This is a genomic window from Streptomyces sp. NRRL WC-3618 (assembly GCF_001280005.1).
Classification (GTDB): domain Bacteria; phylum Actinomycetota; class Actinomycetes; order Streptomycetales; family Streptomycetaceae; genus Streptomyces.
In genome coordinates, this window is sequence record NZ_LGDW01000001.1 from 14,916 (window position 1) to 41,844 (window position 26,929).

At 70.5% G+C, this 26,929-nt stretch carries 27 protein-coding genes; 3 read left to right on the forward strand and 24 right to left on the reverse strand.

Translation table 11 applies throughout. From position 1 onward, the window contains the following. The first annotated feature begins 74 nt into the window (after positions 1–74). Positions 75–761: a M23 family metallopeptidase gene (locus ADL01_RS00080; RefSeq protein ID WP_053739754.1), complete on the forward strand. Its 687-nt coding sequence runs from the start codon at positions 75–77 to the stop codon at positions 759–761. On the opposite strand, the gene ADL01_RS00085 is transcribed toward ADL01_RS00080, so the two are convergent. From ADL01_RS00085 to proS, 18 genes are all read right to left on the reverse strand, one after another. Then, positions 715–1,272 (reverse strand): TetR/AcrR family transcriptional regulator, encoded by a 558-nt coding sequence (locus tag ADL01_RS00085; protein ID WP_053739755.1) that lies wholly within the window; start codon positions 1,270–1,272, stop codon positions 715–717. The genes ADL01_RS00080 and ADL01_RS00085 overlap by 47 nt on opposite strands. A gap of 88 nt (positions 1,273–1,360) precedes the next feature. Continuing rightward, a complete protein-coding gene (gene whiG / locus ADL01_RS00090; RefSeq protein WP_053739756.1) occupies positions 1,361–2,203 on the reverse strand; it encodes an RNA polymerase sigma factor WhiG in 843 nt (280 codons plus the stop codon). A 322-nt stretch (positions 2,204–2,525) separates the two neighbouring features. After that, a complete protein-coding gene (gene dprA, locus ADL01_RS41130; protein ID WP_078960233.1) occupies positions 2,526–3,719 on the reverse strand; it encodes a DNA-processing protein DprA in 1,194 nt (397 codons plus the stop codon). Continuing rightward, a complete protein-coding gene (locus tag ADL01_RS00095) occupies positions 3,716–5,341 on the reverse strand; it encodes a YifB family Mg chelatase-like AAA ATPase (protein WP_053739757.1) in 1,626 nt (541 codons plus the stop codon). The genes dprA and ADL01_RS00095 overlap by 4 nt, the downstream gene beginning before the upstream one ends. Next, the gene (locus tag ADL01_RS00100; protein WP_053739758.1) at positions 5,341–5,727 is read right to left on the reverse strand and encodes a YraN family protein; all 387 of its coding nucleotides are present in this window, start codon (positions 5,725–5,727) and stop codon (positions 5,341–5,343) included. The genes ADL01_RS00095 and ADL01_RS00100 overlap by 1 nt, the downstream gene beginning before the upstream one ends. Before the next feature lie 107 nt (positions 5,728–5,834). Beyond that, positions 5,835–6,143, reverse strand: coding sequence for a DUF2469 domain-containing protein (locus tag ADL01_RS00105; RefSeq protein WP_003965949.1), 309 nt, complete (start codon positions 6,141–6,143; stop codon positions 5,835–5,837). 55 nt (positions 6,144–6,198) lie between these two features. Next, positions 6,199–6,723 (reverse strand): NUDIX hydrolase, encoded by a 525-nt coding sequence (locus tag ADL01_RS00110; RefSeq protein WP_053739759.1) that lies wholly within the window; start codon positions 6,721–6,723, stop codon positions 6,199–6,201. After that, positions 6,713–7,459, reverse strand: coding sequence for a signal peptidase I (lepB, locus tag ADL01_RS00115; RefSeq protein WP_053739760.1), 747 nt, complete (start codon positions 7,457–7,459; stop codon positions 6,713–6,715). Before lepB (ADL01_RS00115) ends, ADL01_RS00110 begins: the two co-directional genes overlap by 11 nt. A gap of 37 nt (positions 7,460–7,496) precedes the next feature. Next, entirely contained in the window at positions 7,497–8,519 is a 1,023-nt protein-coding gene (gene lepB / locus ADL01_RS00120) for a signal peptidase I (protein ID WP_078960234.1), read from the reverse strand. After that, the gene (gene lepB, locus ADL01_RS00125) at positions 8,410–9,492 is read right to left on the reverse strand and encodes a signal peptidase I (RefSeq protein WP_053739761.1); all 1,083 of its coding nucleotides are present in this window, start codon (positions 9,490–9,492) and stop codon (positions 8,410–8,412) included. Before lepB (ADL01_RS00125) ends, lepB (ADL01_RS00120) begins: the two co-directional genes overlap by 110 nt. Continuing rightward, a complete protein-coding gene (lepB, locus tag ADL01_RS00130; protein WP_053739762.1) occupies positions 9,485–10,201 on the reverse strand; it encodes a signal peptidase I in 717 nt (238 codons plus the stop codon). Before lepB (ADL01_RS00130) ends, lepB (ADL01_RS00125) begins: the two co-directional genes overlap by 8 nt. Before the next feature lie 60 nt (positions 10,202–10,261). Continuing rightward, positions 10,262–10,612 carry a 50S ribosomal protein L19 gene (gene rplS / locus ADL01_RS00135; RefSeq protein WP_053739763.1) on the reverse strand — a complete coding sequence of 117 codons (351 nt, stop codon included), beginning with the start codon at positions 10,610–10,612 and terminating at the stop codon, positions 10,262–10,264. A 133-nt stretch (positions 10,613–10,745) separates the two neighbouring features. Further along, positions 10,746–11,567: a tRNA (guanosine(37)-N1)-methyltransferase TrmD gene (gene trmD, locus ADL01_RS00140; RefSeq protein WP_053739764.1), complete on the reverse strand. Its 822-nt coding sequence runs from the start codon at positions 11,565–11,567 to the stop codon at positions 10,746–10,748. Further along, positions 11,567–12,109, reverse strand: a complete 543-nt coding sequence (gene rimM / locus ADL01_RS00145; RefSeq protein ID WP_053739765.1) for a ribosome maturation factor RimM — start codon at positions 12,107–12,109, stop codon at positions 11,567–11,569. The genes trmD and rimM overlap by 1 nt, the downstream gene beginning before the upstream one ends. Before the next feature lie 83 nt (positions 12,110–12,192). Next, complete coding sequence (locus ADL01_RS00150; RefSeq protein WP_006373563.1) at positions 12,193–12,432, reverse strand: RNA-binding protein; 240 nt, start codon at positions 12,430–12,432, stop codon at positions 12,193–12,195. Between the two features lie 2 nt (positions 12,433–12,434). Continuing rightward, the gene (gene rpsP / locus ADL01_RS00155) at positions 12,435–12,854 is read right to left on the reverse strand and encodes a 30S ribosomal protein S16 (protein WP_053739766.1); all 420 of its coding nucleotides are present in this window, start codon (positions 12,852–12,854) and stop codon (positions 12,435–12,437) included. A gap of 310 nt (positions 12,855–13,164) precedes the next feature. After that, positions 13,165–13,767: a hypothetical protein gene (locus ADL01_RS00160; RefSeq protein WP_053739767.1), complete on the reverse strand. Its 603-nt coding sequence runs from the start codon at positions 13,765–13,767 to the stop codon at positions 13,165–13,167. Between the two features lie 250 nt (positions 13,768–14,017). Further along, a complete protein-coding gene (gene proS / locus ADL01_RS00165) occupies positions 14,018–15,433 on the reverse strand; it encodes a proline--tRNA ligase (RefSeq protein ID WP_053739768.1) in 1,416 nt (471 codons plus the stop codon). A gap of 200 nt (positions 15,434–15,633) precedes the next feature. Between proS and ADL01_RS00170 the strand changes: the two genes are divergently transcribed. Next, positions 15,634–16,482 (forward strand): class I SAM-dependent methyltransferase, encoded by an 849-nt coding sequence (locus ADL01_RS00170; RefSeq protein ID WP_078960235.1) that lies wholly within the window; start codon positions 15,634–15,636, stop codon positions 16,480–16,482. 127 nt (positions 16,483–16,609) lie between these two features. Here ADL01_RS00170 and ffh read toward each other — a convergent pair whose 3' ends face one another. The 5 genes from ffh to ADL01_RS00195 all read right to left on the reverse strand — a co-directional run bounded on the left by ffh (position 16,610) and on the right by ADL01_RS00195 (position 24,433). Further along, on the reverse strand, positions 16,610–18,169 hold the full coding sequence (gene ffh / locus ADL01_RS00175; RefSeq protein ID WP_053739770.1) for a signal recognition particle protein: 1,560 nt from the start codon (positions 18,167–18,169) through the stop codon (positions 16,610–16,612). Positions 18,170–18,388: 219 nt separating this feature from the next. After that, complete coding sequence (locus tag ADL01_RS00180; RefSeq protein WP_053739771.1) at positions 18,389–20,857, reverse strand: [protein-PII] uridylyltransferase; 2,469 nt, start codon at positions 20,855–20,857, stop codon at positions 18,389–18,391. 28 nt (positions 20,858–20,885) lie between these two features. Then, the gene (locus ADL01_RS00185) at positions 20,886–21,224 is read right to left on the reverse strand and encodes a P-II family nitrogen regulator (RefSeq protein ID WP_053739772.1); all 339 of its coding nucleotides are present in this window, start codon (positions 21,222–21,224) and stop codon (positions 20,886–20,888) included. Then, the gene (locus ADL01_RS00190) at positions 21,221–22,561 is read right to left on the reverse strand and encodes an ammonium transporter (protein WP_053739773.1); all 1,341 of its coding nucleotides are present in this window, start codon (positions 22,559–22,561) and stop codon (positions 21,221–21,223) included. The genes ADL01_RS00185 and ADL01_RS00190 overlap by 4 nt, the downstream gene beginning before the upstream one ends. 387 nt (positions 22,562–22,948) lie before the next feature. Continuing rightward, positions 22,949–24,433 carry a hypothetical protein gene (locus ADL01_RS00195; RefSeq protein WP_053739774.1) on the reverse strand — a complete coding sequence of 495 codons (1,485 nt, stop codon included), beginning with the start codon at positions 24,431–24,433 and terminating at the stop codon, positions 22,949–22,951. 457 nt (positions 24,434–24,890) lie between these two features. Between ADL01_RS00195 and ADL01_RS00200 the strand changes: the two genes are divergently transcribed. After that, entirely contained in the window at positions 24,891–25,553 is a 663-nt protein-coding gene (locus ADL01_RS00200; RefSeq protein ID WP_053739775.1) for a bifunctional DNA primase/polymerase, read from the forward strand. A gap of 98 nt (positions 25,554–25,651) precedes the next feature. Here the strand turns inward: ADL01_RS00200 and ftsY are convergent, their stop codons facing one another. Further along, positions 25,652–26,848 carry a signal recognition particle-docking protein FtsY gene (ftsY, locus tag ADL01_RS00205; protein ID WP_053739776.1) on the reverse strand — a complete coding sequence of 399 codons (1,197 nt, stop codon included), beginning with the start codon at positions 26,846–26,848 and terminating at the stop codon, positions 25,652–25,654. Positions 26,849–26,929: the final 81 nt, after the last annotated feature.

A 26,929-nucleotide genomic window follows, 5' to 3' on the forward strand; every position in this document is an offset into this window, starting at 1 on the left:
GACGCCGATATCCACAACCGGTCAGTTCTCCACAGCCCCACCCGAACCGTCCCGAATCACGCCAGGCTCCGTCCATGCGAGCGAAACGAGGAGTGCGCCGGGGCTTTGGAGTGCTGCTGGCCCTGACTCTGACACTGACGGCGTCGACAGCACGGGGAGCCGGGGCCGGGGCGGCCCCGCCGGCGGACCCCGCCGCACCGGACGCCCCTCCCCCACCCGCGATCGCCCGCGCCTGGCCGGTGGGGACCCGCCCCCTGGTCCTGCGCGCCTGGGAACCGCCCCCGTCGCCCTACGCCAGGGGCCACCGAGGCGTGGACCTGGCGGCTGCCTCTGGCGCCCCGGTCCACGCGGTGGCCGCCGGCCGGGTGCACTTCGCGGGCCGGGTGGCGGGACGTGGGGTCGTCTCCGTGGAACTTTCGGGCACCGGCACCCCGCCCCTGCGCACGACGTACGAACCGGTGACGGCGGCGGTGGAGAAGGGGACGGAGGTGGCGGCGGGCGAGGTGGTGGGCACCCTGGAGCCCGGGAGCGGCCACTGCGCGACGCCGTGCCTGCACTGGGGCCTGCTCAGAGGCGACACCTACCTGGACCCGCTCACCCTGCTGCCCCCGTGGCTCCTGCACCGGGGCCCGTCCCGCCTGCTGCCGGTCCTGGGCGTGCCCCTGCCCGAGCCCCTCCACGCCCGCGCCGGCCGCGTCGGCTCACGGCGCCGGCTCAGCCCCGTACACCGCGCAACGCCATCACCACAGCCGCGTCCGTGATCACCGCGGGGTCTTCCGCCACCCCGAACTCGATCCGCCGCACGGCCGCGTCCACGATCCCCTGCAACAGCATCGCGGCCATCCGGGGCTGCGCGTGCCCGATGTCCCGCAAGGCCTCGACCACCATCGCGACGAGCCCTCCGTGCGCCGCCCGGATCTTCTCCCGGGCCCCCGCGTCCAGCTCGCTCGCCGAGATCGCCACCACGGCCCGGTGCCGCTGGTCACCCACCAGGGCGAGCTGCCGGCGCACATACGCCTCGACCTTGCCCTCGGGCCCGTCCGCCGCGGCCATCGCCGCCTCGACCTCGGCCGCCCAGACCGGGAAGTCGACCTCGCACAGCTCCTCGACGACGGACGCCCGTGACCGGAAGTACTCGTAGACCGACGACCGCGCGAGCCCTGTCCGTTCGGCGAGGGCCGGGAAGGTCAGCGCCTCCGTCCCGCCCTCGGACAACAGGGACCTCGCCGCGTCCAGCAGGGCGGCTCGCTGCATCGACCGGTGCTCGGCCACGGAGGCCGCTCGAATCCTTGGCACGTCAACCACTGTACGGACGGACCACGCCGGAGGGGAGGGCGTCCGGTCGGCCGGTCCGGCCGGCTCAGCGGCCGAAGCTCGCCAGTTTCGCGCGCAGTTGCAGGACGGACTTGGTGTGGATCTGACTGACCCGGCTCTCGGTCACGCCCAGCACGTTGCCGATCTCCGCGAGGGTGAGGCCCTCGTAGTAGTACAGCGTCACCACGGTCTTCTCCCGGTCGGGCAGCGTGCTGATCGCTCGCGCCAGAAACCGCCGCAGCTCCCGCCCCTCGGCCACCTCGACCGGGTTGTCGGCGGCGGTGTCCTCCAGCGTGTCCATGAGGCTCAGCCGGTCCCCGCCCTCACCACCGGCGTGCAGCAGCTCCTCCAGCGCCACCACGTTCGCCAGCGACAACTGGCTGAACACCGCGTGCAGGTCGTCGACCGCGATACCCATCTCGGCGGCCACCTCGCCCTCCGACGGAGTCCGGCGCAGCCGCGCCTCCAGCGTCGCGTACGCCCGCTCCACGTTCCGCGCCTTCTGCCGCACCGACCGCGGAATCCAGTCCAGCGCCCGCAACTCGTCGATCATCGCGCCCCGGATACGGGTGATCGCGTACGTCTCGAACTTGATCTCCCGCTCGATGTCGAACTTCTCGATCGCGTCGATCAGCCCGAACACCCCGGAGGAGACGAAGTCCGCCTGCTCGACGTTGGGCGGCAGCCCCACGCTCACCCGTCCGGCGACGTACTTCACGAGCGGCGAGTAGTGCAGGATCAGCTGCTCGCGCAGCCGCTCGTCACCCGTCGTCTTGTACGAGCGCCACAGCTCGTCGAGCGTCGAGGGAGCGGGCGGGCGCACGTTACCGCCGTCGCGGGCGGCGGGTGGGGCCGCCGCCCGGTCGGACCCGGAGGTGTGCTGGGGCATACGTCGCCTTGTGCCGTTCTGCCGTGAACCGGTGGTGTCTGGATGGGTGCCCGGATGAGCCGTCGGTCTGTTGCGGTCTGATGTCGAATAACCCGTCTGGTCGAATTGCCTTTCCGACTGCCGGTCTGCACCGGAATCCACGTGAGCGTAGCGTGACTGAGGTGTCGCAGTGTGCGAGGACGGCGGGATGGGGTGTACGCAGATACGTTCCGCTGGACGCCCCCCGGGGTCACAGCCATCGCCCTGTGTGACCATCGGAGCGGACCAACTGCGGGAAATACCAAGGGCGTCGGGCATCCCCCGGACGGCCGAACACGCTCGGTCAGCACCGGTCCCGCCCGGACCGGACGGAGATCATCGCTTGGCGTGTCAACTTCCAGCCGTCGTCGTGTCGTTCGACGTAACCAAGTGATCGGAGCTCGTACAGTCTGGCGACCGCGTCGTCCTTCGCCGTCGACGCGCCCCGCGCGATCTCGTCCACCGTCGCCGTCCCGCGCGCGGGCAGCGCGGCCAGGACGCCCTGCGCCGCCGGTTCCAGCAGGTCACGCGGGAGCACCGGCCCGCTCCGGTCCGGCGCCAGCTCCCCCATCTCCCCGACCAGCTCGGCGACTTCCGCAGCGTCGGTGACCAGCATCGCGTCGCCGCGCAGGAGTTCGTGCACACCCGCGGAGAGCCCGCTGGTGGCGGGTCCGGGCACCCCTATCGTGAACCGCCCCAGCCGCTGCGCCGCCCGCGCCGTGACGAGCGAGCCACTGCGGTACGCGGCCTCGACGACCACGGTCCCCCGGGTCAGGGCCGCGATCACCCGGTTCCGCATCACGAACCGGCTCTGCGTCGGATGGTCACCAGGCGGCAACTCGCCTACCACCAACCCCTGTTCGGCGATCCTGGTGATCAACTGGGTGTGCCCGCGAGGGTAGGGCCGGTCGACCCCGCAGGCGAGTACGGCGACAGTGGCCCCGCCCGCACCGAGCGCACCCCGGTGCGCGGCCCCGTCGACCCCGTACGCGCCGCCCGACACCACCACCCACCCGCGCTCCGCGAGCCCGGCGGCGAGCGTGGCCGCCATGTGGGCGCCGTACTCGGTGCAGGCCCGGGCCCCCACCACGGCGACGGACCGCAGCGCCCACATCCGCAGGCTGGGCCGCCCGCGCACCCACAGCCCCGTGGGTCGCGCGTCCCCGAGGTCGTCGAGCTGGGCCGGCCACTCCGGCTCGCCGGGCCACACGAACCGCACCCCCGCCGCCCGCGCGACGGCGAGATCCCGCTCGGGCTCGGCCTGTGCCGCCCTCGCGCACAGGCCCGCCCACCGGGTCCCGGTGACCCCGGTCAGCATCGGGCCCCCGTCCCGCAGCCGCCGTGTCACCTCCACGGCCCCGCGCTCGCGGACCCACCGCCCGGCGACCTCGTCCCCCGGCTCCACAACCCGGGTGAGGAAGACCCGGGCAAGCCCTTCCGCACCCGACGGGCCACCCGACCCCCCGCCCGCCTCGGGGCGGCTCGCGTCCCCCGTCACGTCAACGCCCCCATGGCCATCGGCACCCCGCGCGGCACCCCCGTACGCAGCTGCAGCGCCAGGGCGACGTCCGTCGCGTCGGGCCGGTCGTGGCCGACAAGGTCCGCGACGGTCCAGGCGACCCGCATGACTCGGTCGATCCCGCGCGCGGTGAGCACCCCCCGCTCCAGGTTCCGCTCGGCCTCCTCCATCGCGCCCGGCGCCGCGTGCCAGCGGCTGCGCAGCTCCCGCCCCGGCACCTCGCTGTTGGTCCCCCAGGGCGTCCCCACGAGCCGCGCCGTCGCCCGCTCCCGGGCTGCCCGCACCCGGTCGGCGACCGTCGCCGTGGACTCACCCCGCGCGCCGCGCTCGACGAGCTGGGAGCGCGTGACCCGGTCCACCCCGACGCGCAGGTCGACCCGGTCGAGCAGTGGACCGGAGAGCCGTGCCTGGTAGCGCCGGATCACCGAGGGCGGACACTCGCAGAGGGTGTCCCGCTGGGAGAAACGGCCGCACGGGCAGGGATTGGCGGCCAGAATCATCAGGAACCTGGCCGGAAACCGCACGACCCCCGCACTGCGCGCGATCACCACGTGACCGGCCTCCAGGGGCTGGCGCAGGGCGTCCAGCACCCGGCTGCCGAACTCCGGCGTCTCGTCCAGAAAGAGGATTCCGCGGTGCGCCAGCGAGACGGCTCCGGGCCGTGCGACGCCCTGTCCGCCGCCGACGAGTGCCTGCATGGTGGCCGAGTGGTGCGGTGCGCAGTAGGGCGCCGTGTCGATCAGGGGTTTGCCGGGTGGCAGCAGCCCCGCGACGGAGTGCACGGCGGTGACCTCCAGCGACTCCTGCCGGGTGAGCCGGGGCAGGACCGCGGGCAGCCGCTCGGCGAGCATGGTCTTGCCGGCCCCGGGCGGGCCCTCCAGGAACACGTGGTGGCCCCCGGCCGCGGCCACCTCCATCGCCGTGCGCGCCGAGTGCTGGCCCACGACGTCGGAGAGATCGTGACCGTTGTCGTACGGGGCGGCGCCCGTGCTGTGCATGCCCGTGGCCGCTCCGGTGCCCGGCATCCGCAGGCCCGCCATCAGCGGGTCGGGGCGGCCGTGCTCGTCCGCTTCCTCGTCCGGCACCGGTTCGTCCGTGAGAACGGCGATCAGCTGCCGCAGACTGCGCACACCGAGCACCGACACCCCGGGGACCAGCGCGGCCTCGGCGGCGGCGCACTCCGGTACGACCACCTGTTCGTAGCCGGAGTCGGCCGCTGCGAGCACCGCCGGCAGGATGCCCCGGACGGGCCGCACCCGGCCGTCGAGGCCCAGCTCGCCGATCATCACGATGTCGGCGAGGACCCGGGGATCGATCCGTTCAGCGGCCCCGAGAACGGCGGCGGCGACGGCGAGGTCGAACCCGCTGCCGCTCTTGGGCACGGACGCCGGGCTGAGCCCCACCGTGAGCTTCTTCTGCGGCCACGCGGCCCCGGAGTTGACGACCGCCGCCCGAACCCTGTCCTTGCTCTCCGTCAGGCTCTTGTCGGGCAGTCCCACCAGGGTGAACGCGGCGACCCCGGGTTCGAGATCGGCCTGGACCTCGACGACCACGCCCTCGACACCCACCAGCGCCACCGAACACGTACGGGCGAACGCCATCACGCCACCCCCCGCGCGTGTTCCACCACGGGCGCGCCGCGCTCGGGCAGCAGAACGCCGACGAGGTCGATACGGACGCCGCCGGGTGGTGCTCCTCCGTGTTCCTGGACCCAGCGCTCGGCGAGGCCCCGCAGTCGCTGCGCCTTGGCCGGCGTGACGGCCGCCATCGGGTGCTGGAAGGCCCCCGCCGGCCCGGCCGCCCGGCGGGTCTTGACCTCGCAGACGACGAGCGCGTCACCGTCCCGGGCCACGATGTCGATCTCGCCGGTGCGGCCGGCGCGCCAGTTGCGGTCCACGACCGTCATTCCGGCCTCGGCCAGCCGCCGCGCGGCCAGCTCCTCGCCGTACCTGCCCAGTGCGCCGCGTTGTGCGTTGCGTGTGTTCATGTCGGCACCACCTCCGGCGCCAACAATGCGGGCAGTTCAGCGAGCTATTGGATCTTGGTGGACAACCTCGGCATTGTGGATAACCTCGCCACCCGCACGAGTGACGATCAGCCGCCCGGGAGCTCCAGATCGCTCTTGTTCAGCTCTTCGATGTTCACGTCCTTGAACGTGAGTACCCGCACCTGCTTCACGAACCGGGCCGGCCGATACATGTCCCACACCCAGGCGTCCGCCATGGACACCTCGAAAAACACCTCGCCCTGGACCGAGTGCACCTGCATCTCGTAGTCGTTGGTGAGGTAGAAGCGCCGTTCGGTCTCGATCACATATTTGAACAGACCGACGACATCGCGGTACTCCCGGTAGAGCTTCAGCTCCATCTCGGTCTCGTACTTCTCGAGGTCCTCGGCGCTCATGGCATGTTCCCCTTCAGCCGTGCGTCCCCCCATTGTGCGCCAGTACCGCGATCCGCTAGACGATTTCCGTGTCGAGGACCTCGGGGCTGGGCGGGGGACCTTCGTCGAGCACCTTGCGCAGGAGCTCGGCGAGTCTGGTCGGATACACCGTCTCATGTGCCTGGGTCAGTTCCTGGCACGTCCACCAACGCGCTCCGGCGACACTGCGCCGTTCCAGCTCCGTGAGACCCGTGGCCCGGGTCTCCGTCGTGTCCGTACGGGCCAGGTAGTACCACTCGTCCTGGTCCCAGCGGCGCCCCGCGAACGGGAAGGAGCAGCTGCGCCGCCACAGCACCGGACCGAGTTCGACCTCGATGATGCCGGTCTCCTCCGCGAGTTCCCGCAGCGCGGCCTCCTCGCGCGTCTCGTCGCCCTCCAGGCCGCCACCGGGTGTGAACCACCAGGCGTCGGCCGGATCGTCGGGCTCGTGCCCGTGCAGCAGCAGAATCCGGTCCTCCGGGTCGAGGAGCACCACCCGGGACACCCTGCGCACACCGCCGGTGTACGAGTCGTCCGCACCGCCCACCGCCTCAGCGGGCACCGGCAGGCTCCGTCACCGCGGCACCACGCCGCTTCGCGACCCGGGCGGCCACGGGACCGTAGGCGCCGCCGCCCAGCACGAGCACCCCGCCCACCACGATCGCGACGGTGACCAGCCGCAGCGGACCCGGCGTGGACAGGGCGCCCAGCGTCTCGAAGCCCGTGGGGCGCGCCAGCATGCCCTTCATGGGCCACACCACCGCGTCGACGCGCGCCTCCACCCCGCTGCGCGGCACCGTGCCGCTGAAGGCCTCCGTGAGGTGGGCCGTGGAGTCCAGGGAACCGGTGCGCTCGTCACCGAGCAGGAACAGGCGCCCTTCGGGGACCGTGATCGACGGGATGTCGGTCAGCTCGGCGAGCTGGCCCTTGCCAAGGTAGGGCTCCTGGATCTGCTTGCCGTTGACGACCAGCTTGCCGTCCGTGCAGCAGGAGACGGTGTCCCCGCCCACGGCCACGACCCGCTTGACCAGGGGCATGTCGCCCCAGCTCGCCTGCCTGAAGACGACGACGTCACCACGCACGATGTCGCCGCCGTCGATCCGCTGGCCCAGCACCCGGTCACCGGCCACGATGGTGGGCGACATGGAGTCGGTCGGCACCGTGTATGGCCGGTAGAGGATCGCCCCCCAGACGAAACCACCGAGGAAGAGCACACAGCCGAGGGCCACGGCCAGTCCCGACAGCTTGCTGCCGAGCCCGCCGCGGCCCTCGGCCGGACGTGTCGTCGTAACGCTCATCCCAGTGGTCTCCCAGATCGCTGCCTGGGACGGCACCCTACCGGTCGGTACCCAGCCCGGGAACACCGGAGTTTTCGCCGGTGCCGGAAGCGGTCGTACGACCGATCACGCGGCGCCTGCGCCACAGCACCAGCGGGACGGCGCCCGCGAGGCCCAGCACGCCCGGGGCGGCGGCGCTCAGGTTCTGGTCGAACGTGTCGGGAATCGGCAGCGTGGCCCAGTGGGTGGGAGGCCAGGCCACCACGATGGCGCGGCCGACGACGTTGCCCACGGGGACGAAGCCGTGGTTCTTGTCCTCCTGGTGGTACCGGGAGTCCAGCGAGTTCTGCCGGTGGTCACCCATGACCCAGATTTTGCCCTTGGGTACCGTGACCTTGAACTGCCCGCCCTGGTCGTCGACGGTGCACGGGGTGTTCCCCGCGTACACGAACGACTTGTCGTCGAGCGGCTTGCCGTTGACCTTCAGCGGGCCCGTGCCCTTGCACTCGACGGTGTCGCCGCCGACGCCGATGACGCGCTTGATGAGGTCCTTCTCGTTGGCGGACGGCATCAGGCCGATCCAGCCCAGGACCCGCTGCACGGGGTTCGGTTCGACGACCGGCTCGTTGGCGAGCCACTCGGCGGGGTCGTGGAAGACGACGACCTCACCGCGCTCGGGCTCGGAGCCGAACCACGGGGTCAGCTTGTCGACCAGGACCCGGTCGCCCTGCTCCAGCGTGTGCTGCATGGAGTCCGAGGGGATGGAGAACGCCTGCACCAGGAAGGTCTTGATCAGCAGCGCGAGCACCAGCGCGATACCGATGAGCAGGGGCAACTCCTTCCAGAAGGAGCGCTGATTCCTGGGCCTGCGGGCGGGCTCCCCGACATCCTGCGCCCTGTCGTCACCGGTGTCCCCATCGCCCGGCCCTGAGGACCCCGAGCCACCTTCCGAGGGCCCTGGGGCCCCGGAGTCACTCTCGGCGGGGACGGCGTCCCTCGCGGCCGGCGCAACCGGCTCCGCGGGGCGCTGTTCGTCGGGACCGTCCTGTCCGGACCGTGCGCCGACCGCCAAATCCCCCACATCCACTCCTCACTCCGAACCACCGCCCACGCCGGAAGCGACGCAGGCCCACCACTCCCATAACGAGCGGGAGTTCCGCAGGGGTCGGGAGCGGGATCGATCCATACCGATCCGCGGTAGCCACCCTATGCGACGAGCCGAGGGCGGCGGCCGACCCACCCGGCACCGCGGAGAACGTGTTCGGCTCCTCCAGACGGGTCCAGTGACCGAACGGCCAGGCGATGACCATGGCCCGGCCCACGACCGAGCTCTCGGACACGGTGCCGCTGTACGCCTCGGTGCGGTGGTAGCGGGAGTCGGCGGAGTTGGCTCGATGGTCACCCATCACGAACAGTCGTCCCTCGGGAACCTTCACCTCGAAGGTGAACGAGGACGGCTTGTTGCCGGGATGGATGTAGTTCGTCTCGTTGAGCGGCATGCCGTTGACGGTCACGCGGCCCTGGGCGTCGCAGCACTTGACGGTGTCGCCGCCGACCGCGACGACGCGCTTGATGAGGTCCTTCTCGTCGTCCGAGGGCAGCAGGCCGATGAAGGTGAGCCCCTGCTTGACCTGCTTGACGACGACAGGGTCCGCGCCCTTGGCGGCCGCCGGCTCGTCGTCCAGCCAGCCCCCGGGGTCCTTGAAGACGACGACGTCACCGCGCGTGGGCTTCGAACCGAACCACGGGGTGAACTTGTCCACGAGGACACGGTCGCCGATCTGGATGGTGTTCTCCATCGAGCCCGACGGGATCACGAACGCCTGTACAAGGAAAGTCTTCAGGACCAGGGCTATCAGGACCGCGACGCCGACCAGGAGCGGTATCTCCTTGACGGCCGAACGCCGCCTGCGCGCCTTGACCTTGCGCTGCAGCTTGCGCCGCTCCGCCCGGCCCGGCCTGGCGGCGCCGCCGGACGCCCGGCGGGAGCCGGTGGGCAGCAACTGCTCGGCGGGGGTGACGGGCGCACCGCGCGGCTTGCCCCGGTTACCCATGGACACCGTCCGCGGCCGGCACACGCGCGTACGCGCCGGGCCGGTCCAGCCGGGTCCAGTGCTCGCGGGGCCAGGCGATCCACTCCGCCCGGCCGATCACCCTGCCGACGGGAACCATGCCTCCCCCCGGCGAACCCAGGTGGTCCCGGGAGTCGCTGGAGTCGTCGCGGTGGTCCCCCAGAAGGAAGAGTCCGCCCGCGGGCACGACCACGTCGAAGGACACCGTGGACGGGCTGTCACCGGGGTAAATGAACGTCGACTCGTCGACCGACCGGCCGTTCACCTCGATCCTCCCCTCCTTGTCGCAGCAGACCACGTGGTCTCTCCCCACACCCACAACGCGCTTGATGTAGTCGGCGTGCCCGAAGTAGCCGGTTCCGTCGAACACAATGACGTCGCCGCGCTGCGGCTCGGCACCGAAACGGTACGCCAACCTATTTACGAGAACGCGGTCCCCGATCCTCAATCCGCGCTCCATCGAGCGGCTGGGAATTTCGAACGGCTGGAGGACGAACCTGCTGAAGAGCAGCAGAAACACCAGGCAGACCAGCACGATCAGGGTGATCCGGCCGCCCGGGAGCCACTCCGCCGCCCGGGACACCAACGCAAAACGCGACCGGCCCTCCGGCCCCTCGGTGTCCGAGTTCTCCTCGGATCGAACAGGGCGGGAGGAGCGGTCGCGCTCCGTCGGCTGTGCTTCGGTGTTCATCGGGGCAGGATGTTATCCGGCCCCGATGTGAGCCTTCTTCACATCAGGCTCACCGGAAGCTCACCTGTCGCGCTTCTCCTTGATCTTCGCGGCCTTGCCGCGCAGCTCACGGAGATAGTACAGCTTGGCGCGACGCACGTCACCACGCGTGACCAGCTCGATCTTCTCGACGATCGGGGTGTGCACCGGGAAGGTGCGCTCGACGCCGACGGAGAACGAGACCTTGCGGACCGTGAAGGTCTCGCGGACACCGGAGCCCTGACGGCGGATGACTACGCCCTTGAACTGCTGCACACGGGAGCGGTTGCCCTCGATGACGCGGACGTGGACGTTGACGGTGTCACCCGGGCGGAAGGCCGGGATGTCGCTACGCAGCGACGCGGAGTCGACTGTGTCGAGCAGGTGAGACATTTCGTCTGCTTTCTTCGTTGATGCCACAGGTCATCAACGGGAGCTTGATTTACGGAAGGTTGCTGTCCGTGCCGGGGCGGGCGTCGTGTCCCCCCGTGGCAGGGGCGCACGCCGGACGACGCACAACAGCGAGCTATTCTTCCACGCCGTCTGGCCTGCGCCAAAATCGGCCGTCGGCGGAAGGCGCCCACCCCATGATGGAGAGCATCTCGCGGTCCTTCTTGTCGAAGCCCGACGCGTCGCACCGCTCGATCAGATCGGGCCGGTTGGCCGCCGTACGACGCAGCGCCTCGTCCCGGCGCCAGCGCGCGATCTTCCCGTGGTGGCCACTGAGCAGCACGTCCGGGATCTCCCGGCCGCGCCACATGGGCGGCTTGGTGTAGACGGGCCCCTCCAGGAGGTTCGCCATGGCACCTGGCGCGAAGGAGTCGTCCCGGTGCGACTCGGCGTTGCCGAGGACCCCGGGCAGCAGCCGCGCGACGGCCTCCGTGATCACCAGTACGGCCGCCTCACCGCCGGCGAGCACATAGTCGCCGATGGACACCTCGTACACGGGCATCCGGGTGGCGTACTCGTCGATGACACGCCGGTCGATGCCCTCGTAACGGGCGGGCGTGAAGACCAGCCACGGCCGCTCGGACAGCTCGACGGCGAGCGCCTGGGTGAAGGGGCGGCCACTGGGCGTGGGCACCACCAGCGCGGGCGCTCCGGAGCCCGTCTCGTATCCGTCGGCCAGCACGTCGTCCAGCGCGTCGCCCCAGGGGTCGGTCTTCATGACCATCCCCGGGCCGCCGCCGTAGGGCGTGTCGTCGACCGTGTTGTGGCGGTCGTACGTCCAGTCCCGGAGATGACGCACATGGACATTCAGCTGTCCACGCGCGCGTGCCTTGCCGACGAGCGAGACGTTCAGGGGTTCGAGGTACTCGGGGAAGATCGTGAGGACGTCGAGGCGCATTACGACTCGTCCCGCGACGAAGCGATCTCGGCCCGGTCGTCGATCAGACCCGGCGGCGGGTCGATGACCGCCCGCTGCTCCTCCAGGTCGATCTCCACCACGATCTCCTCGACGAACGGGATGTACACCTCACTGCCGTCGGGGCGCTCCACGACGAACAGGTCCTGGGAGGGCAGGTGCGAGATCTCGGTGATGCGCCCGACCTCGGTGCCGTCGACCAGGACCACGTCCAGGTCCATCAGCTGGTGGTCGTAGTACTCGTCCTCACCCTCGGGGAGTTCCTCGGGGTCGACGTCGGCGATCAGCAGGACATTGCGCAGGGCCTCCGCGCCCGTACGGTCGCGTACGCCCTCGAAGCGCAACAGGAGGCGGCCGCTGTGGACACGGCCGGTCTCGATGGTCAGCGGGCCCGCCGACGCGGGGTCGGTGGCCAGGACGGCGCCGGGCGGGAGCCGCAGTTCCGGCTCGTCGGTACGTACCTCGACGGTGACCTCGCCCTTGATGCCGTGGGCGCGGCCCACGCGCGCGACTACGAGCTGCACTTTCTGGAATCTCCTGTCCTACGACTACGGGCCGGGGACGGCCCAAGGGGCCCTCCCCGGCCCGAGCCGGTGCTACGTGATGATCAGCGAACCTGGTCCACGTCGACGAGGTCGACACGGACACCACGGCCGCCGATGGCACCCACGACAGTACGCAATGCACGTGCGGTGCGGCCGTTGCGGCCGATCACCTTCCCGAGGTCGTCGGGGTGAACCCTGACCTCCAGAACGCGCCCACGACGCAGATCACGCGAGGCGACCTGCACTTCGTCGGGGTTGTCGACGATGCCCTTCACGAGGTGCTCGAGAGCCTCCTCGAGCATGCTCAGGCCTCGGTCGACGTGGACTCGGCCGCAGCGTCGTCCTTCTTCTCAGCCTTCTTCTTCTGGGTGATGGCCTCACCCTTGCCCGTGTCCTCGCCACCGAGGGCCTCGAACAGCGGACGCGCGGCCTTCGGAGCGGCCACGAGCAGCGGAGCCGGGGCGGGCAGACCCTTGAACTTCTGCCAGTCGCCGGTCAGCTTGAGGATGGCGAGAACCGGCTCGGTCGGCTGCGCGCCGACACCCAGCCAGTACTGCGCACGCTCGGTGTCGACCTCGATGCGCGAGGGGTTCTGCACCGGGTGGTACAGGCCGATCTCCTCGATGGCCCGGCCGTCACGGCGGGTACGGGAGTCGGCGACGACGATGCGGTAGTGAGGCGAACGGATCTTGCCCAGACGCTTCAGCTTGATCTTGACTGCCACGGGAGTGGGTTCTCCTGGATTTGACGTGGTTGGGCACGGCAAGGTTGCCGCGTGGGGTTGCGGTACCCGAGTGCCCGATGGACGCGTCAGCCGGAGGCGAGAGGGTTCCTGTGCGGCTGTCGAGTACAGCTGTCCATTCTGCCACACCCGCCAGGTCCGCCCGCACCGGGGCGTCACCCGGACAGGCCTGTATGGGCACCCGGCACTCCGGGTGCCCATACAGCCGCTGCCCGCGGCCCGCGCCCATTCCGTCACGTGTACAACCGGCACCCACGAGATGCCGGGCTCGATCACGCGTCGGAGCAGAGCCTCAGGCGGCGCCCGCGCCCACGATCTCGGGGATCCTGAACGGCTTGCCGCAGCCGCCGCACACGATCGGTGCCTGTGCCAGGACCGACGGGACGACCCGAACGTTGCGACCGCAGTCGCAGACGGCCTTGACGCGCACCCCGCCCCCGGAGGAGCCGTGACGCGCGGCCGGACCGCGGAAGGTACGGGTCGTGTCGGAGGTGGTGGCGACCGTGTGCGCCTTCAGCGCCCGCTGCAGCCGCTCCATGGTGGGGCGGTAGCGCCGCTTGGCCTCGGGGTTGAGCGTGACCAGGGAGAAGCCGCTGCTGGGATGCGGCTCCTCCGGGTGGTCCAGACCCAGCTCCTCGGCGATCGCGAGGAATCTGCGGTTGTGGTAGCGGCCGGCCCGGGAAGTGTCGCGGACTCCGCGGGCTGCGGCGATGCCATGGACTGCCTCATGAAGCAGTCGCTCGAAGGAGAGCGCGTGCCCGCAGGCGGACGACGACTCTCCGATCAGGGACTCGGGCGCGGCAAGATCGGGCAGCTCGGGGTGGTACCGCTGGATATCGGCCCACGCCTGCGCCAGTTCTGCGGCGAGTACAGGTGGTGTCTGTGTCGTGCTCACGTAATGACAACGAGCCTGAGTGCCGCTGTGTTCCGATTCCGGGCCATCCCAAATAATTTGCACGTACCCGTCAGTTGCCGCTGATGCGTCCTGACGAGGGCGGGTGCGCTGATCTGCGGATAAGCCGCACAGCTCATACCAAGCCGGTGCGTAGCCGCACGTACGACCCGGCGCGTAGACGTTTTCCGCACGCCGGGGCGGCTGTGATCGGCAGACGCGCAAGAGGCGTTTCGGCCGTCTCGGCCCCGCCTCAGTAGGCGCGGGCCACGACAGCGACGTTACCGGGTGCGTCGTCCGCGTCGGGAACCGACCCGTCCGCCGCGACCAGACACCGTACGGTCACCCCGTGCTCGCCGAGCCTGGCCTCGCCTCTCTCACCGAGCACCGCCCAGGGGATCCGCGCCCAGCCACCGGCGGTCGCCGCCTCCACGGCCTCCTCGAACGTCGACACATCCGCGGTACGGGCCTCCCGCCGCTCGCGCGACTGGGCCAGCAACAGCGCCTGGTCCTCTTCGAGGACGGTGGGCAGCAGCCGTACGAGCGCGTCGACGGCCACCGGCTCCTTGCCACCCGGGATGCGGCGCACGAGCATCGCCGTGCCGTTCTCCAGATCCCGGGGGCCGACCTCGACGCGTACGGGGACGCCCTTGAGCTCCCAGTCGACAGCGCGCCGGCCGAAGGGCACGTCCGTACGGTCGTCCACGCGCACGCGTACGCCCGCCGCCTTCAGCCGGTCGCCGATCTCACGGACCTTGGCCAGAACCGCCTCGTCGCCCTTGATCGCGAGGACAACCACCTGGATCGCGGCGAGACGCGGCGGCACCCGCAGGCCGTTGTCGTCGCCGTGCGCCATCACCAGGGCGCCGATCATGCGGGTCGTCGAGCCCCACGACGTCTGCCAGACGAGTTCCTGCCTGCCTTCCTTCGACAGATAACGCGTGTTGAACGCCTTCGCGAAGTTCTGGCCCAGCTCATGACTGGTGGCCATCTGAAGGGCCTTGCCGTCGCCCATCATGCCTTCGAGCGTGAGGGTGTTGATCGCGCCCGCGAATCGCTCCTTGACCGTCTTGCGGCCGGGAACGGTGTCCATCGCCAGGACGTTCACCATGAACTCCTCATAGACGTTCCGGTGAATGTGCGCGGCGAACTCGCGGGCGTCCTCCTGGGTGGCGTGCGCGGTGTGGCCCTCCTGCCACAGGAACTCCGCCGTACGCAGGAAGAGCCGGGGCCGCAGCTCCCAACGCACCACATTCGCCCACTGGTTGATCAACAGGGGCAGATCACGGTAGCTCTGCACCCACTTCGAGAAGTAGTCGTTGATGATCATCTCGGAGGTGGGACGCACCACCGCGGGCTCTTCGAGTTCCTTGCCACCGCCATGCGTGACCACGGCCAGCTCCGGCGCGAACCCCTCGACGTGCTCGGCCTCCCTGGCGAAGTACGACTGCGGGATCAGCAGGGGGAAATAGGCGTTCTGCGCGCCCGTCTCCTTGATCCGCGCGTCCATCTCGGCCTGCATCCGCTCCCACAACCCGTACCCGTACGGTCGGATGACCATGGTCCCGCGCACCGGACCGTTGTCGGCCAGCTCCGCTTTGCCGACCAGATCCTGGTACCAGCGAGGGAAATCAATTGCCTGAGGCGTGAGTACGGGTGCCTTTGCCATGACGCGATGCTACGGGCCCACGTTGCCGGCATGTGAATTCTTTTCGTGAGCACAGCGAGCACACAACCCGGGCCCTACAGCCCCTGGACGGGGGCTCGCGTGCGGAGTTTCCTGGCATACGGGGGAAGTGCGATCGCGCACTGCATGGGGGCCACCACATCGGAAACAGCGGTAACTCTCGGCGGATTGGGGCGCTTTCGATGACACCTACGCTCGTGCGACAGCACCAGCCCCACGCGGGCCCGGCGCCCCGTGTGGACCTGTGCACACGCGCGCGTGACTGGTCGGAGATCCAGGAGCGGATGCTCGTACCGCTCTACGAGACCGTCTACGAACGGCTGGAAGTAAGCACCGGCACCCGGCTCCTCGGCCTCGGCTGCGGCTCGGGCCTGGCCCTCCTCATGGCGGCCTCCAGAGGCGCCGCCGTCACCGGTGTCGAGACCTCGTCACCGCAGCGGCTGAGCCTCGCGCGGCAACGTCTGCTGCCCGAACCGCCAGGCACGCGCGCGCGTGCCGAGATCCGGCTCGCAGCGAGCCTCCCTGACCAGGACGACGCTCCCCCCTACACCCTGGTGACCGCGTTCGAACCGATCGGCTGCCTCGCGGGCGACTCCCAAAGGCTCCGCGAGACACTCGCGGCGGCGGCGCCCTCGACCGGGCGAGGAACACCGGTGGTACTGACGGGCTGGGGTCCCCCGGAGCGCTGCGCCACCGCGGCCGTGCTGCGGGTCGCGGCCCGGCTCGCGGATCCGCTGCGCGTCATGGGCAGTTGGCGCCCCTCGCTCCGCGACGACCTGGAGGAGGTCGCCCAGCGGGCGGGCCTGCGCCCTGACGGCTCCGGGCGGGTGGCGTGCCCGTTCGGGTACGCGGACATGGGCAGCGCGTTACGAGGGCTCCTGTCGACGGGGCTGTTCGACGCGGCGATCACGGCGGCCGGCCAGGAACAGGTGGACAAGGAGCTGGCGGAGGCACTGCATCCGCACCAGCGGCGGGACGGGACGATCTGGATGCCGAACGTCTTCCGGTACCTCATCGCCCGGACGGCGTGAGGCGACCCGTCACCCCAGCCCTTGTACCGACAGTCCGCTCTCCCGCTCGGACGTCAGGCGCCCCTCCTGCGAGGGGCGCCGAGCAGATCAGCCTCTCAGCCGACCGGCTTCTCAGCCCATCAGCACATCAGCCCATGAACTTCTTGAACTCGTCCGGCAGTTCGAAGTCCTGAGCGGCCTGCTGGCCCGGCAGCCCGAACGCGCCGCCCGGAGCGCCCTGAGCACCGGCGGCCTTGCGCGCGGCCTCCTCCTGCTCCTGCTGCTTGCGCTTCATCGGGTTGCCGGAACGCTGCTTGCCCTTGGCCTGCTTGGGCTGCTTCTTCGACCGGCCTGGGCCGCCACCCATACCCGGCATCCCGGGCATACCCGGCATGCCGCCGCCCTGAGCCATGCGGGACATCATCTTGCGGGCCTCGAAGAACCGCTCGACCAGACCCTTGACCGCGCTGACGTCGACCCCGGAGCCCTTGGCGATACGGGCACGGCGCGAGCCGTTGATGATCGTCGGCTCGTGGCGCTCGGCCGGGGTCATCGACTTGATGATGGCCGCCGTACGGTCCACATCGCGCTCGTCGAGGTTGTTGATCTGGTCCTTGATCTGACCCATGCCGGGCAGCATCCCGAGCAGCTTGCTGATGCTGCCCATTTTCCTGACCTGCTCCATCTGGGCCAGGAAGTCGTCCAGGGTGAAGTCCTGGCCCTTCTTGGACGCCAGCTTGGAGGCCATTTTCTCGGCCTCTTCCTGGCTGAACGTCTTCTCCGCCTGCTCGATCAGGGTGAGCAGGTCACCCATGTCGAGAATGCGGGAGGCCATCCGGTCAGGGTGGAACGCGTCGAAGTCGTCGAGCTTCTCGCCGTTCGACGCGAACATGATCGGCTTGCCGGTCACCGACGCGATCGAGAGCGCGGCACCACCACGGGCGTCACCGTCGAGCTTCGACAGGACGACACCGTCGAAGCCGACGCCGTCCCGGAAGGCCTCGGCCGTGTTGACGGCGTCCTGACCGATCATCGCGTCGACGACGAAGAGGATCTCGTCGGGCGAGACCGCGTCCCGGATGTCCGCGGCCTGCCGCATCAGCTCGGCGTCGATACCGAGGCGGCCGGCGGTGTCCACGATCACGATGTCGTGGACCTTGGTCTTCGCGAACTCCATCGAGTCCTTGGCGACCTTGACCGGGTCACCGACCCCGTTGCCCGGCTCGGGCGCGTAGACCGCGACGCCGGCGCGCTCGGCGACGACGCTGAGCTGGTTGACGGCGTTGGGGCGCTGGAGGTCGGCGGCGACGAGGAGGGGCGAGTGTCCCTGGTCCTTGAGCCACTTGCCGAGCTTGCCCGCGAGGGTGGTCTTACCGGCACCCTGGAGACCAGCGAGCATGATGACGGTCGGGGGCTGCTTGGAGAAGCGGAGGCGGCGGGTTTCGCCGCCGAGGATCTGGATCAGTTCATCGTTGACGATCTTGATGATCTGCTGAGCGGGGTTGAGGGCCTTGGAGACCTCGACCCCGAGAGCACGCTCCTTGACGTTCTTGATGAACGTCCGCACGACCGGCAGGGCCACGTCGGCTTCAAGGAGCGCGATACGGATCTCGCGGGCCGTGGCATCGATGTCCGCCTCACTCAGGCGCCCCTTGCCGCGCAGGTTCTTGAAAGTCGCTGAGAGGCGATCGGAGAGAGTATCGAACACGGCGGCGTCGGTCCTCGGAGTAGGGGGCAGAGTGGGCTGCTCTCCAGGGTATCCGGCCCCGCAAGCAAATCGTCCCCGCCTGCTGAATCAGCAGGCGGGGACGGAATCCCCGCGAGGGCGGGGAGCAACCAAAGATCGTGACCAACTCCTCGTTCACGATCGGGCCATCCCCGCATGAGCGAGGAGCACGCACGACTAACGAATCACCCGACTAAAAAGTCACGCGCGCAAGATCTCCTCCAGCTTCCGAGCCGTAGAAGCCGCCGCCTCCCCCGGCAAGGGCACGCCCTCGGGAGTCGTCACGTAAAACGCGTCCACCGCGTTGGACCCCAGCGTGCTGACGTGCATGCTCCGCACCCGCACCCCCGCGTCCTCCAGTGCCCGCCCCAGCCGGTGCAGCAGCCCCGGGGCGTCCTGCGCGCGTACCTCGATCACCGTGGCCAGCCGGGACGCGGTCGGATGGACGGTCACCCGGGCCGCCGGCGCCAGGACGCCCCGGCGCCGTGGGTACGCCGCGTCGCGCTCGGCCAGGCGGCCCGTGATGTCCAGGGAGCCGTCCAGGGCCCGTACCAGGTCGGCGCGCAGGCGGGCGGCCTGGGGCAGGGAGCCGTATTCGGCGGCGACGCGCCAGTCGAGGAGCAGGACCGTGCCGTCGACGCCGTCGGGGAGGTCCAGTGCGCGCAGTTCCGCCGTGCGGACGGTCAGCCGGTGCATCGCGAGGACGCCGGCCACGGCGGGCAGGACGCCCGGCTGGTCCGGAACGGCGATCAGGAGTTCCACGCCGAGGGGTTCGGGTTCACCCTCGGGTGAGGCCGGGGACTCCTCGGTGGCCGCGTCCGCCGGTGCCTCCGTCTGGGCGCGCAGCGACAACACAGGGCCGCCCGTGCGGAACGCCTCGATGGCGAGCCGTTCCTGTTCGGCGGTGGGCGCGCCGGCCTCAGGTTCCTCGGGAGCGTCCCCGGAGAGCACGGCGGCGACGCGTTTCACCAGGTCGGCGACGAGTGAGCCGCGCCAGGACGACCAGGCGGCCGGGCCTGTCGCCAGGGCGTCGGACTCGGTGAGCGCGTGCAGGAGTTCCAGGGTGCTCTGCGTGCCGACGGCCTCGGCAACCGCGCGGACGGTGGCCGGGTCCTCCAGGTCACGCCGGGTGGCGGTGTCGACGAGCAGCAGATGATGACGTACGAGCGTGGCCAGCACCGCCACGTCGGCGCGGTCGAAGCCGATGCGGGCGGCGACGTCCTTCGCGATGATCTCGCCCGCGACGGAGTGGTCGCCGGGCCAGCCCTTGCCGATGTCGTGGAGGAGCGCGGAGACGAGGAGGAGGTCGGGGCGGCTGACACGGCGGGTGAACTCGGAGGCCCGGACGGCCGTCTCGATCAGGTGGCGGTCGACCGTCCAGATGTGGACGGCGTTGCGCTGCGGTCGGCAGCGGACTCGCTCCCAGTCGGGGAGGAGGTGGGTGATCAGGCCTTCGGCCTCCAGTGCCTCCCAGACCTCGATGGTGGGACGGCCGGAGCCCAGCAACGTGACGAGTTGTTCTCTCGCCTCGGCCGGCCAAGGGGTCGGCAGCGGGCGGGCCGCCGCGGCCATGCGGCGGACGGCGTGCAGGGAGAGCGGGAGGCCTGCCTGGGCGGCGGCCGCGGCGGCGCGCAGGGGCAGTACGGGGTCACGGTCGGGGCGCGCGGCGCGGGCGAGCACCACTTCGCCGTCCTGTTCCACGACGCCCTCCGCCAAGGGGGAACGTTCCGGCGCCGGTTTGCCGCCGCCCAGCATGGCGCGCAGCCGTGGGCGTACGGCGCGAGAGCGCAGTACGCGCCCCACCTCGCGCCAGGTCACGTCGCTGGCGTACGAGACGACGCGTGCCGCCTCGTACACCTGGCGAAGGAGGGTGTCGGCGTCGAGGAGGCCGAGTTCGGCGGCGACCTGGTCCTGTTCCTGGAGGGCGAGGCGGTCGGTGGCGCGGCCGGTGGCGAGGTGGAGGGCGTCGCGGACGTCCAGCAGGCGGCGGCGCGCGTCGTCGAGGCCCTCGCGGGGGGCGTCGGCGAGCCAGGAGGCCGCGACGGCGCGCAGGGCGGTGGCGTCGCGCAGGCCGCCGCGGGCCTCCTTGAGGTCGGGTTCGAGGAGGTACTGCAGCTCGCCCTGGCGTTCGGCCCGTTCGGCGCAGAGTTCCTGGAGTTCGGGGAGGCGTTTGGGGGCCTGGTTGCGCCAGTCGGCGAGGACGGCGGTGCGCAGGCCGGCCGTGAGGCCGAGGTCGCCGGCGAGGTGGCGGGCGTCCAGCAGGCCGAGCTGCACCTTGAGGTCCTCGCCCGACACCTTGCGGGCCTCGGACGGGGTCCTGACCGAGTGGTCCAGGGCGAGGCCCAGGTCCCAGACGGGGTACCAGAGGCGGTCCGCGAGGGCAGCGACGCCGGCGGAGTCGCTGCCGTCGTGCAGGAGGAGCAGGTCCAGGTCGCTGCGTGGGGAGAGCTCGCCTCTGCCGTAGCCGCCGACGGCGACCAGGGAGACTCCGCGCAGTCCTTCGCCGGCCGCGGCGAACAGGCCGCTCAGCCATTCGTCCGTCAGTTCGGACAGGGCCGCACGGCGCGGCGGCCCGGACCGCGCCTCCTCAGTGAGGAGGCGCAGCCGGGCCGCCGCATAGCCGCTGGGTCCCGAGTCCTCTGCATCCTTACGCACGTCCGTACTCGTCACCCAGCGACTCCTGTTCTGTTTTGCTGCCTCAGAGCGCGTCCGGGCCGCGCTCGCCCGTCCGGACCCGGACAGCCGTCTCGACCGGCACGGACCAGACCTTGCCGTCACCGATCTTGCCGGTCCGGGCCGCCTTGACGATGACGTCGATCAGACCCTCGGCGTCGTCGTCCTCGGCGAGGACCTCGATACGGATCTTGGGAACCAGGTCGACCGTGTACTCGGCGCCCCGGTAGACCTCGGTGTGGCCCCGCTGACGACCGTAGCCGCTCGCTTCGGTGACCGTCAGACCGTGGACCCCGAATGCCTGGAGGGCTTCCTTGATCTCGTCGAGCCGGTGGGGCTTCACAACGGCGGTGATGAGCTTCATGCGTCCACCTTCTTGCTCGCGCCTCCGACACCGGCCGGGACGGACGTACGGGCCGCGCCGCCGCCGGCGCCGCTGAAGTCGTATGCGGTCTCGGCGTGTTCGGCCTGGTCGATGCCGGCGATCTCGTCGTCCTCGGGGACGCGCATGCCGATCGTCTTGTCGAGGAGGAAGGCGAGGATCGCGGAGACGACCAGGGAGTAGCCGAGGACGGCGAAGACGCCCGCGCACTGCTTCCAGAACTGGTCGAGGCCGCCGCCGTAGAAGAGGCCCTCGACCTCCGACTGGCCCTTGCCGCTGGCGAAGAAGCCGATCAGCAGGGAGCCGATGACACCGCCGACCATGTGGACACCGACGACGTCGAGCGAGTCGTCGTAGCCGAACTTGTACTTGAGGCCGACAGCCATGGCGCACAGCACACCGGCGATGGCGCCGACCGCGATCGCGCCGATCGGGGTGACCGCACCGCCCGAGGGGGTGATGGCGACCAGACCCGCGACAGCGCCGGAGGCGGCGCCCAGCGTGGTGAACGCGCCGTGGCGGATCTTCTCGTAGATGAGCCAGGCGAGCATGGCGGCGGCGGTGGCGACCTGCGTGTTGACGAACATCAGCGTGCCGACGCCGTCGTCGTTGCCCAGCCACGAGCCGGCGTTGAAGCCGAACCAGCCGAACCACAGCAGGCCGGAGCCGAGCATGACCAGCGGGAGGCTGTGCGGGCGCATCGGGTCCTTCTTGAAGCCGACGCGCTTGCCGATGACCAGGATCACGCCGAGTGCCGCGGCACCCGCGTTGATGTGGACCGCCGTACCACCGGCGAAGTCGATGACGCCCAGGTCGAACGCCCAGCCGCCCGCGCCCCATACCCAGTGGGCGACGGGGAAGTACACGACGGTGGCCCACAGGGCGACGAACAGCGCCCATGCCGAGAACTTGACGCGGTCCGCGAGGGCGCCGCTGATCAGGGCGGGCGTGATGATCGCGAACATCATCTGGAAGACCATGAAGGCCAGGACCGGGATGTTGTAGCCGTCCCAGATATCGGTCGTGCCGATGTCACTGAGACCGACCCAACCCGAGGTCCAGCCGATGAGGCTGCCCTTGTCGGTGCCGAACGCGAGGGAGAAGCCGTACAGCACCCACAGAAGGGTGACGATGCCGATGCTGATAAAGCTCATCATCAACATGTTCAGGGTGCTCTTGACGCGGACCATGCCTCCGTAGAAGAAGGCGAGACCGGGGGTCATGAGCAACACCAGGGCCGAACAGATCAGCATGAACCCGGTGTTTGCGGCAGACAGCTTGGGAGCGGCTGCGGCTAGCGTGATGGCGGCTGGTGCCATCGGCGTCTCCTCGTCATTGGTACGGCCCCGTGCGGGCGAAGCCTGAGCGGAATTGAGGGGGTGGGCCGGTTATGGGCCAGACATTGACGCAGCGCCGTTTCGGTCGACGCCCCTCGATGTTTCGGCGGTGTGACGAAGGCACCGCACGTGTTACGCCTGAATGAACTGCCGGATTTCGGTCACGTCGATCGTTATCGTGACGCAATCTTCAGCGAAGGCAACCGCAGCCACCGCTCGAGCAACGCCCACGACGACCAGCCACTTCCGCGAGAGCGGCGCCGGTTCGGGCGCAAAAGACAGTCCGACCGCGGCCGGCCTTCCGATGACCTGGCGGGGGAGCCGAGTCGGGCTGTCGGGAGGGCCTGCCGCGGCCGGGGTTCTGGGGGCTCAGACCGCCTCGGCGGTCTCGGGGAGATCGAGCGCGAGCTGGGCGGTCAGGTCCACGACGTCGGGGAGATCCCCGAAATCGCGTACGGCCGTGTCGACCGTTTTTCGGATACGAGTGTTGACGCGCTCGGAGCGCACCTTCTTGGCGATGACCATGGCTTCTGCGGCCAGCACCGTGGCCCGCTCGGGCTCCCGCTGGAGGAGGTGGACCGTGGCCATGCCGATCAGATTCAGTGCGTAGGACCGCTGGTGATCGGTGTCCTTCGCGAACAGGTCGACCGCGTTGCGCATGAGGGGCTCGGCCAGCGAGGCGTAGGTGGGGCTGCGGCCGGCGACATAGGCCAGGTCACGAAACGAATGGGAGTTCTCGCCGTACAGCTCGGCCTGGGAGAAGAAGCGGATCCAGTCGGGATCGGGCTCGTCCCAATCGTGTACGTCCGCGAACGTGTCCTCGGCCATCCGCACGGCCCGCTTGCACTTTCCGGGCTGCCCCATGTTGGCGTACGCGCGTGCCTCCATCGCATACAGCATGGCCTGGGTGCGGGGGCTGGCGCAGTCACGGCTGCCGTACTGCGCGAGGTGGATCAGTTCGAGGGCGTCGTCCGGCCGGCCGAGGTGGATCATCTGGCGGCTCATGGACGACAGGACGTACGAGCCGAGCGGCTTGTCGCCGGCTTCCTTGGCCGCGTGCAGGGCCAGGACGAAGTACTTCTGGGCGGTCGGCTGGAGTCCCACGTCGTACGACATCCAGCCGGCGAGTTCGGCCAGCTCGGCGGCGACCTTGAACAGCTTGCGGGTGGTGGACTCGGGCTGGGGCTCCTGGAGGAGGTCCGTCACCTCGTGCAGCTGTCCGACGACCGCCTTGCGGCGCAGGCCGCCGCCGCACTGCGCGTCCCACTGCCGGAACATCGCGGTGGTGGACTCCAGCAGCTCCAGCTCGGGCTTGGACAGGCGGCCGGCCCGGCGCGCGGCGGACGGGTGCTCGGGCTCCTCGGGCGGGGCGGGGGGCACCGGGACGAGCCAGCGCTGCATGGGCTCGATGAGGGTTGGGCCGGCGGAGAGGGACAGCGCGGTCCCGAGGAAGCCGCGGCGCGCCAGCATCAGGTCGCTGCGGGAGAACTCGCTGAGCAGGGCGACGGTCTGGGGGGCCGTCCAGGGCAGGTCGACGCCGGAGGCGGACGGGGACTGGCGGGCGGTGCGCAGTCCGAGGTCCTCGACGGCGACGACACAGCCGAACCGCTCGGAGAACAGCTCGGACAGGATGCGCGGGATGGGCTCTCGCGGATTCTCCCCGTCGAGCCAGCGCCGGACCCGGGAGGTGTCGGTCGAGATGTGGTTGGCACCCAACTGGCGTGCCCGCCGGTTCACTTGGCGCGCCAGCTCGCCCTTGGACCAGCCGCTGCGCACGAACCACGAGCCGAGCAAGTCGTTCGGGCGCTTGTCGGTGCTGACCGCGGTCGTCGCGCTTCCGCCGTTGCCGCCCACTGGAACGCCCCCATCCCTGAGACCTCTTGCCGCCGAGTGCGCCAAGCCCTATCAGAATGCCGGTAAATAGGCTTCGCGTCCGCCAGTTGTCACCCTTCGAACGGGAAGACGCCTTGCCTCCGGCATACCCGCGAGCGCATGTGCCCCAAGGCCTCGCACACTCAAAGTAATCCTTCGATCACGCCCCCGGCCACGGCGATCCAGGAAACGCCACCATTCGCCACCCCTTCGAATGAACTCACGGACACCTACAGAGGATTCACTTGACAGTGGACGGTCGCGAGTGGGCGGAGCGATGCATGCGAGGGCGCGCGCCGTCGAGCGCACCACCCGAGGCACGTCCGGGCGCCGACTGGAACGGACGACGGGGGGCAGGGGTCTCGGTCAGTCGGAGACACAGGGTCACGTTCTGCTCGCAGTTCGTAACCACCGGTGCGTCGAACCCGTTGGAGGGGGCATGGGCTTCACGATCGGCAGCAGCCGCGGTATCCGCGAGATCCGACCCGGTGCGCGCCGCCGCGGCCGGTCGTCGGAGTGCACCGCCGTGGCCGAGTACACCGGCCTCTGGGGCTGGGACGTGGTGGCCGGGGCCCGCGCGGCCGGCGGCGCCTGCTCCTGCGGCCTGACCGCCTGCCCCACGCCGGGCGCCCACCCCCTGGGTTTCGCCCCCCGGGTCGCGGCCGGCGCCACTCTCGACGAAGTCACCGACATCTGGGGCCAGTTCCCCGGCGCCTCCGTCATGCTCCCCGTGGGCCGCGCCTTCGACGTGATCGAGGTCGCCGAACCGGCCGGCCGCCACGCCCTGGTCCGCCTGGAACGCATGGGCCTCCCCCTGGGCCCCGTCACGGCCACCCCGGAGGGCCGCGCCCAGTTCTTCGTCGCCCCCGGCGCCGCCGCCGAACTCCCCGCGCTCCTCTACCGCATGGGCTGGGACGACCCGACCCTCGACCTGCACGGCCTGGGCACCGGTACATATCTCACGGCGCCCCCCTCCGACCGTGGCGGCCTCGGCCCGGTCAGTTGGCTGCGCCCGCCCGCGCTGGACACGGCGACGAAGCCTCCGGCGGCCAGGCTGCTGCTGGGGACGCTGGCGTACGTGGCGCACCGCTCGCGCGCGTAGGGCCCGCACAGCAAGGCGCCCGTCCCCCACTGCACCTTGGGGGCGGGCGCCTCTTGACCGGCCTACGAATTGACCGGCCTACGAGATTTCGGAGGTGGTCAGTCCCCGATAAGTGCGTCAACGAACGCCTCCGGCTCGAACGGAGCCAGATCGTCGGCACCCTCGCCGAGGCCGATCAGCTTCACCGGCACGCCCAGCTCGCGCTGTACGGCGATGACGATGCCGCCCTTGGCGGTGCCGTCGAGCTTGGTGAGCACGATGCCGGTGATGTCGACGACCTCGGCGAAGACACGGGCCTGCACGAGCCCGTTCTGCCCGGTCGTGGCGTCCAGCACGAGCAGCACCTCGTCCAGCGGGGCGTGCTTCTCGACGACGCGCTTGACCTTGCCGAGCTCGTCCATGAGCCCGGTCTTGGTGTGCAGCCGTCCGGCGGTGTCGATCAGGACGACGTCGACACCGGCCGCGATGCCCTCCTTGACGGCGTCGAAGGCGATCGAGGCGGGGTCGCCGCCCTCGGGACCGCGCACGGTGCGGGCCCCGACCCGGTCGCCCCAGGTCTGGAGCTGATCGGCGGCGGCGGCGCGGAAGGTGTCGGCGGCGCCGAGAACGACGTTCTTCCCGTCGGCGACGAGCACGCGTGCGAGCTTGCCGGTGGTGGTGGTCTTGCCGGTGCCGTTGACGCCGACGACCATCACGATGCCCGGGGTGTCGAGGTTCGAGTCGGTCTTCACGGCCCGATCGAACCCGGGTTCGAGGATCTGGAGCAGCTCTTCGCGCAGCAGCCCGCGCAGCTCGGCGGGCGTGCGGGTGCCGAGCACCTTCACGCGCTCGCGCAGCCGCTCGACGAGCTCCTGGGTGGGCTGGACGCCGACGTCGGCGGTGAGGAGCGTGTCCTCGACCTCCTCCCAGGTCTCGTCGTCGAGATGCTCGCGCGCGAGGAGCGCGAGCAGCCCCTTGCCGAGCGCGTTCTGCGACCGGGAGAGCCGGGTGCGCAGCCGGACCAGCCGGCCGGCGGTGGGCTCCGGCACCTCGATGGCGGGGACGGGAGGTTCCTCGACGGCGACGGACGAGGCGTCGCCGCCCGGGAGATCCACCTCCTCTATGGTGCGGCGCGGTTCGTCGCGCGGCGTCTCGGCCTCGTCGCCGATGTGCGGCTCGGCCGGAGGGGTGGTGAGGTCGGGTGTCGTGGGGGGCGCCGGGGGCAGCGGCTTCTTCCTGCGGCTGCCGACGACAAGCCCGCCGAGCACACCGAGCACGAGCACGGCGATGACTACAGCAAGGATGACGGTTTCCATAACGGGACCAGTATGCGCGACCGCCCTCCGGCGCGTCCGGCCCCGGTAGGCCGCCCGGCCCCCTCTCCGTACCCCTTCCGC

Bases quoted from the DNA above. Each gene is read 5' to 3' on its own strand.
- ADL01_RS00080 (WP_053739754.1), top strand. From the start codon at position 75: ATGCGAGCGAAACGAGGAGTGCGCCGGGGCTTTGGAGTGCTGCTGGCC.
- whiG (WP_053739756.1), bottom strand. From the start codon at position 2,203: ATGCCCCAGCACACCTCCGGGTCCGACCGGGCGGCGGCCCCACCCGCC.
- ADL01_RS00095 (WP_053739757.1), bottom strand. From the start codon at position 5,341: ATGGCGTTCGCCCGTACGTGTTCGGTGGCGCTGGTGGGTGTCGAGGGC.
- ADL01_RS00100 (WP_053739758.1), bottom strand. From the start codon at position 5,727: ATGAACACACGCAACGCACAACGCGGCGCACTGGGCAGGTACGGCGAG.
- ADL01_RS00105 (WP_003965949.1), bottom strand. From the start codon at position 6,143: ATGAGCGCCGAGGACCTCGAGAAGTACGAGACCGAGATGGAGCTGAAG.
- lepB (WP_053739760.1), bottom strand. From the start codon at position 7,459: ATGAGCGTTACGACGACACGTCCGGCCGAGGGCCGCGGCGGGCTCGGC.
- lepB (WP_053739761.1), bottom strand. From the start codon at position 9,492: ATGGGTAACCGGGGCAAGCCGCGCGGTGCGCCCGTCACCCCCGCCGAG.
- lepB (WP_053739762.1), bottom strand. From the start codon at position 10,201: ATGAACACCGAAGCACAGCCGACGGAGCGCGACCGCTCCTCCCGCCCT.
- rplS (WP_053739763.1), bottom strand. From the start codon at position 10,612: ATGTCTCACCTGCTCGACACAGTCGACTCCGCGTCGCTGCGTAGCGAC.
- trmD (WP_053739764.1), bottom strand. From the start codon at position 11,567: ATGCGCCTCGACGTCCTCACGATCTTCCCCGAGTACCTCGAACCCCTG.
- ADL01_RS00150 (WP_006373563.1), bottom strand. From the start codon at position 12,432: ATGCTCGAGGAGGCTCTCGAGCACCTCGTGAAGGGCATCGTCGACAAC.
- proS (WP_053739768.1), bottom strand. From the start codon at position 15,433: ATGGCAAAGGCACCCGTACTCACGCCTCAGGCAATTGATTTCCCTCGC.
- ADL01_RS00170 (WP_078960235.1), top strand. From the start codon at position 15,634: ATGACACCTACGCTCGTGCGACAGCACCAGCCCCACGCGGGCCCGGCG.
- ADL01_RS00185 (WP_053739772.1), bottom strand. From the start codon at position 21,224: ATGAAGCTCATCACCGCCGTTGTGAAGCCCCACCGGCTCGACGAGATC.
- ADL01_RS00190 (WP_053739773.1), bottom strand. From the start codon at position 22,561: ATGGCACCAGCCGCCATCACGCTAGCCGCAGCCGCTCCCAAGCTGTCT.
- ADL01_RS00200 (WP_053739775.1), top strand. From the start codon at position 24,891: ATGGGCTTCACGATCGGCAGCAGCCGCGGTATCCGCGAGATCCGACCC.
- ftsY (WP_053739776.1), bottom strand. From the start codon at position 26,848: ATGGAAACCGTCATCCTTGCTGTAGTCATCGCCGTGCTCGTGCTCGGT.